Source organism: Gelidibacter sp., from assembly GCF_035577925.1.
Classification (GTDB): Bacteria; Bacteroidota; Bacteroidia; order Flavobacteriales; family Flavobacteriaceae; genus Gelidibacter.
Genome location: NZ_DATJCY010000037.1, coordinates 1 through 4,507, shown reverse-complemented (window position 1 = coordinate 4,507; position 4,507 = coordinate 1). Strand labels below are relative to the sequence as shown.

The 4,507-nt window shown below is 38.3% G+C and carries 5 protein-coding genes; 4 read left to right on the top strand and 1 reads right to left on the bottom strand.

Annotated features, from left to right (window positions below):
* Positions 1 to 371: 371 nt before the first annotated feature.
* The 4 genes from VNJ50_RS01340 to VNJ50_RS01325 all read left to right on the top strand — a co-directional run bounded on the left by VNJ50_RS01340 (position 372) and on the right by VNJ50_RS01325 (position 3,870).
* Positions 372 to 1,145: a TerB family tellurite resistance protein gene (locus VNJ50_RS01340; protein WP_325578322.1), complete on the top strand. Its 774-nt coding sequence runs from the start codon at positions 372 to 374 to the stop codon at positions 1,143 to 1,145.
* A gap of 55 nt (positions 1,146 to 1,200) precedes the next feature.
* On the top strand, positions 1,201 to 1,650 hold the full coding sequence (locus VNJ50_RS01335; protein ID WP_325578320.1) for a hypothetical protein: 450 nt from the start codon (positions 1,201 to 1,203) through the stop codon (positions 1,648 to 1,650).
* Between the two features lie 159 nt (positions 1,651 to 1,809).
* Complete coding sequence (locus tag VNJ50_RS01330) at positions 1,810 to 2,823, top strand: dipeptide epimerase (RefSeq protein WP_325578318.1); 1,014 nt, start codon at positions 1,810 to 1,812, stop codon at positions 2,821 to 2,823.
* Positions 2,824 to 2,826: 3 nt separating this feature from the next.
* Entirely contained in the window at positions 2,827 to 3,870 is a 1,044-nt protein-coding gene (locus VNJ50_RS01325) for a pyridoxal phosphate-dependent aminotransferase family protein (protein ID WP_325578316.1), read from the top strand.
* Positions 3,871 to 3,908: 38 nt separating this feature from the next.
* Here VNJ50_RS01325 and VNJ50_RS01320 read toward each other — a convergent pair.
* A partial coding sequence (locus VNJ50_RS01320; RefSeq protein WP_325578314.1) for a SusD/RagB family nutrient-binding outer membrane lipoprotein occupies positions 3,909 to 4,507 on the bottom strand: 599 nt, incomplete at its 5' end.

The window sequence follows — 4,507 nt, the reverse complement described above, 5'->3', positions numbered from 1 at the left end:
ATTTCAGTGGAGGTAATTTATTAAATGCTGACATAGGTTTCAACTTTAAAGAGTTTAGATGCTGTTGTGAAAAAAGGAAATAAACGCCAATGTTTGTTTTAATAAAAGAAATGGAAACACAGATAGGGATGAATATTTTTAGCAATTGCTTTATAATGAGCGGTATATAATTAAAATAACCAATGTTTAGCTGGATCGTTTTAGATCGTAACTCAATAGATTTGATACATCTATATCAAGCTGGATAAACTTTAATTATTTAGCTTACATGGAAATTGCTTTAATAAAGTTTAAGAAAATAAAAGTTTAAGCGACTTCGACATAAAAAGATGAACTATAGTATCTTTGGGTTTCTAAATTAAAACAGATACATGAGTATTTCAAAATGGATTGGAGCCGGATTAGGTTGGTCATTTGGTGGGCCTATTGGTGCTATTATCGGGTTGGTCATAGGCAGTATCATTGACTCTGCATCCGATAGCGGTTCTCCTTTAATAAAGGATTGGCAGAACAAGCAAGCTAATAATTCGCCATACGGAAGGCAAGCCACAGGGCGGCCACAAACAAAATCGGGTGATTTTGAAGTGAGCCTTCTCATTTTAGCGTCGGTAGTTATTAAAGCCGATGGCGTTCAAGATAAGCGCGAACTCGATTTTGTGCGCCAGCAATTTGTGGGCATGTACGGCCAGGAGCGTGCCAACCATGCCTTTCGACTTTTTAAGGGTATCAATCAGCAGCAAATCCCTGTTAGGCAAGTATGTCTGCAAATTCAGCAAATGATGGATCATGCCTCCCGATTGCAATTGCTGCATTTTTTATTCGGAATTGCCAGAGCCGATGGCCTTGTGACCGAAAAGGAAGTTGCCCAAATATATTCCATTGCTGGATATCTTGGAATTAGCGCACGCGATTTTGAAAGCATCAAAGCAATGTTCTACGACAGTAGCGACACGGCGTACAAAATTCTTGAAATTACGAAGGCAGCAACGGTTGATGAAATTAAAGCAGCGTATCGGAAAATGGCTAAAAAATACCATCCCGATCGGGTCATCCATTTGGGACCTGAACACCAAAAAGGCGCTTTAGAAAAATTTAGGCAAGTGCAAGAAGCCTATGAGAAATTAAAGGCCGAGCGTGGATTTTAATTTTTGATGGCATAACTCTTGATGTCGGTTAGGGATCATTCCAATCCTTCCGACTATGAAAAAATTTATACTCCTCCTTACTGTATTCTGTGCGGGTATGGTTGCCAAGGCGCAAACTGCCCAAGACGTTGCTGGTGTCTATAAACGTATCCTTGTTAATAATGATTCGAATACCATTATTTATATTTTGGATTTGAAAGCAGATGGCACGTTTCAGTTTCATTCCTATTCTAAGATTGATCTTTGGTCGCCAGGTGCAAATCGTTTTTCTGAACGAAATTCATACGGTCAAGGCACTTGGTCCTTGGACAAAAAAGTAGTATTCTTTGATGCGTCTTCAAGTGATTTTGATGATAAGTTTACTTTAGATTTTGGTGCATCCAAGGCGCGATTTATAAGTAAGCACCCTAGAGATAAATCGGATAAAGTAGTTGAGACCGCATTGCAGTTTTACGAATCTGATGTTTCTTGGATGGCATCCGTCAAAATTTTAAAAATTAATTAGGTTTTTAACAAATTCAAATATGGAATTGTAGAAAGCCTTGATATTTTATAAGTAAAGACAGCGGTAATCCACTTAAATATTTATTAAATTCGCTGTTTATAAATCGACGTCAATTTGTCCTTTCAAATCAGTGAAAAGAATGGCGTTAAAATCTTAAACATGCAACTTATTCTAAGACCTTATACTTTAAAGTTAAGACACACTTTTACCATTTCAAGAGAATCCCGTGATGAACAGGGTTCGTTGATCGTAGAGCTCAAACAAGATGGTATTTCTGGTTATGGTGAAGCCACAGAAAACCCGTATTATAAAATAGGCATCGCAGAGATGACTCATGATCTGGAACAATTGGCGCCGCTAATTGCAGATTCTTCAGGAATGACTCCTGAGGATTTTTGGGAAATAATGCATTCAAAGCTATCCCACAATATGTTTGCTTTATGTGCTTTGGATTTGGCCTATAACGATTGGTATGCCAAAAAAGAAGGAAAGAAATTATATGAACTGTGGAATTATGATATCAGCAATAATCCACTAACAGACTATACAATTGGCATTGATACCATTGAGAAAATGGTGTCTAAAATGAAAGAAATGCCTTGGCCAATTTATAAAATTAAACTGGGTACCAATCAGGATATTGCCATTATTACGGAGCTACGCAAGCATACCGATGCTGTTTTTAGAGTAGATGCCAATTGCGGTTGGACCGCAGATGAGACCATTGCAAATGCCATTGCGCTTAAAGAATTGGGCGTTGAGTTTATAGAGCAGCCATTGCCAGCAGACGATTGGGAAGGACATAAAAAAGTTTTTGAACATTCGGTTTTGCCAATTATTGCCGATGAAAGCTGTCAAGTAGAAGCCGATGTTGAAAAATGTTATAAGAATTTTCATGGCGTTAACGTGAAATTGACCAAATGTGGCGGACTAACAGCTGCACGACGGATGTTGGTAAAAGCCCGTCAATTGGGCATGAAAACCATGGTAGGCTGTATGACCGAATCGACGGTTGGTATTTCGGCCATTGGACATTTATTGCCGCTTTTGGATTATGTAGATATGGATGGCGCATTATTGTTGTCTGAAGATATAGCAACAGGTGTACGTATTGAGGATGGTGCAATTTTTTATAGTGAATTAAATGGCACTGGGGTTGCCTTAATTAGTTAGTAGATGACGGTTAACCAATTTCCCGACGCAACTATTGAAGTTGACGGTAAAACGTATCTTTATTTTGGCGGAACATCATATCTGGGAATGGCGACCCATCCAGAGTTTCATAATTTGCTTTTTAACGGTATTAAAATCTGGGGAACGGCCTATGGAAGTTCTAGAAACTCTAATGTCAAATTAAGTGTTTACCAAAAAGCTGAAAAGTTATTAGCAATGAATGTGGGTGCGGAAGCAGCTCTAACCGTTTCTTCCGGAACTTTAGCAGGAAAGCTTGTCATAGATTATCTGGCAAAAAGCCATGTTCAGTTTTATCATTATCCCAAAACACATCCTGCAATCTTACAAAACTCTAGTTTGCCATTATTTATTGATGGCCAATTGAATCCTAGATTGACAGATGGCGTTGAAGAGGCTGTGGTAATTGCTGCCGATGCCTTATTGTCTATGGCAGTCAAGCCTACTGATTTTGATTTTCTGGATGCTGTTTCTTCAAGTAAAAAAATCACCTTATTAATAGATGAATCCCATAGTTTGGGAATTGTAGGTGCTAAAGGATATGGTGTTTTTAGCACTGTTAATCATCCTAAAATTGTACAAAAAGTGATGATTAGTTCCTTGACCAAAGCTTATGGGTGTTCTGGGGGAATGATTGCAGCCAGTAAAAAATTCATTGAAGATATACAGAGTGATACCGTGTTTATTTCTGCATCAGGCATGAATCCCATTTTTTTGCAAGCTTTTTTTGATGCTCAAGATTTGTTGCAGAGTCAGTTATTGAAATTAAGAAATAATCTCAATTTTTTACTTGCAGATAAGGCTTTGTCCAGTTTGTTTCATTACGATAAAGATTATCCGGTGATCTACTGCCAAAGCCATGTTATTTTTAATTTTTTAAAATCTAAAGGCATCATCATTACCAATTTTAAGTATCCCAATTATGATACGATGATGAATCGCATAGTCATTTCCGCAAACCATACACTATCTGATTTAGAACAATTAAAATTAGCATTAACAGAATTTCAAAAAGAAACCCTTCACTAATTTCAATGAAGGGTTTTTCTTAAAAATTAAGAGGGTTTTTAGTTTTGGGCATCCCACCAAACTGGAGTTACCGGTGTTTGTTTATTAGCTTCAACCGCAGCTCTGTTTCGTGTGACTTCAGTTGAAGGGTAGCTTGCACGCCTGAACCATTCGCCGGCAAACTCACCGCTTGAATCTGCTTCTTCCCGCATTTTAAGTCCGATAAACACTTGATCAGAAAAATCATAACGTCTATAATCTACAAAGGTTTCGGGGTTTAGGAAATTGTGGATGTATTTTTCTTTCATAATATGGTGGAGCATTAATCCGGATTCGCCCACTGCAATTGCAGGATCGGCTAAATAGTCGCTTCCGTTTGCACCAAACTTATCCATGCTTGCCGCTATGCCATCAAGATAAGCATTATAAGCAATTGCATTAGAGCCGACACTTGTGGTTGAGCCACCATTAGCTAAAAATGCTGCTTCAGCTTTAATAAAAAGCGCTTCACCATAGGTGATAATTGGTATTGGTGAATCAACAGAGGTGTAATAGCCATCAGCCAAAAAGCTTACGTTAGCTGCGGTGCCATCGGGACTTTTACCGGCGCCGCCACTGATATATCCTTTCCACTCTGTGCTGCCTTCTGGAATTGAAC

What these genes read in the sequence shown, in the direction of transcription:
- VNJ50_RS01340 (WP_325578322.1), top strand. Translation starts at nt 372, where the DNA reads ATGAGTATTTCAAAATGGATTGGAGCCGGATTAGGTTGGTCATTTGGT.
- VNJ50_RS01335 (WP_325578320.1), top strand. Translation starts at nt 1,201, where the DNA reads ATGAAAAAATTTATACTCCTCCTTACTGTATTCTGTGCGGGTATGGTT.
- VNJ50_RS01330 (WP_325578318.1), top strand. Translation starts at nt 1,810, where the DNA reads ATGCAACTTATTCTAAGACCTTATACTTTAAAGTTAAGACACACTTTT.
- VNJ50_RS01325 (WP_325578316.1), top strand. Translation starts at nt 2,827, where the DNA reads ATGACGGTTAACCAATTTCCCGACGCAACTATTGAAGTTGACGGTAAA.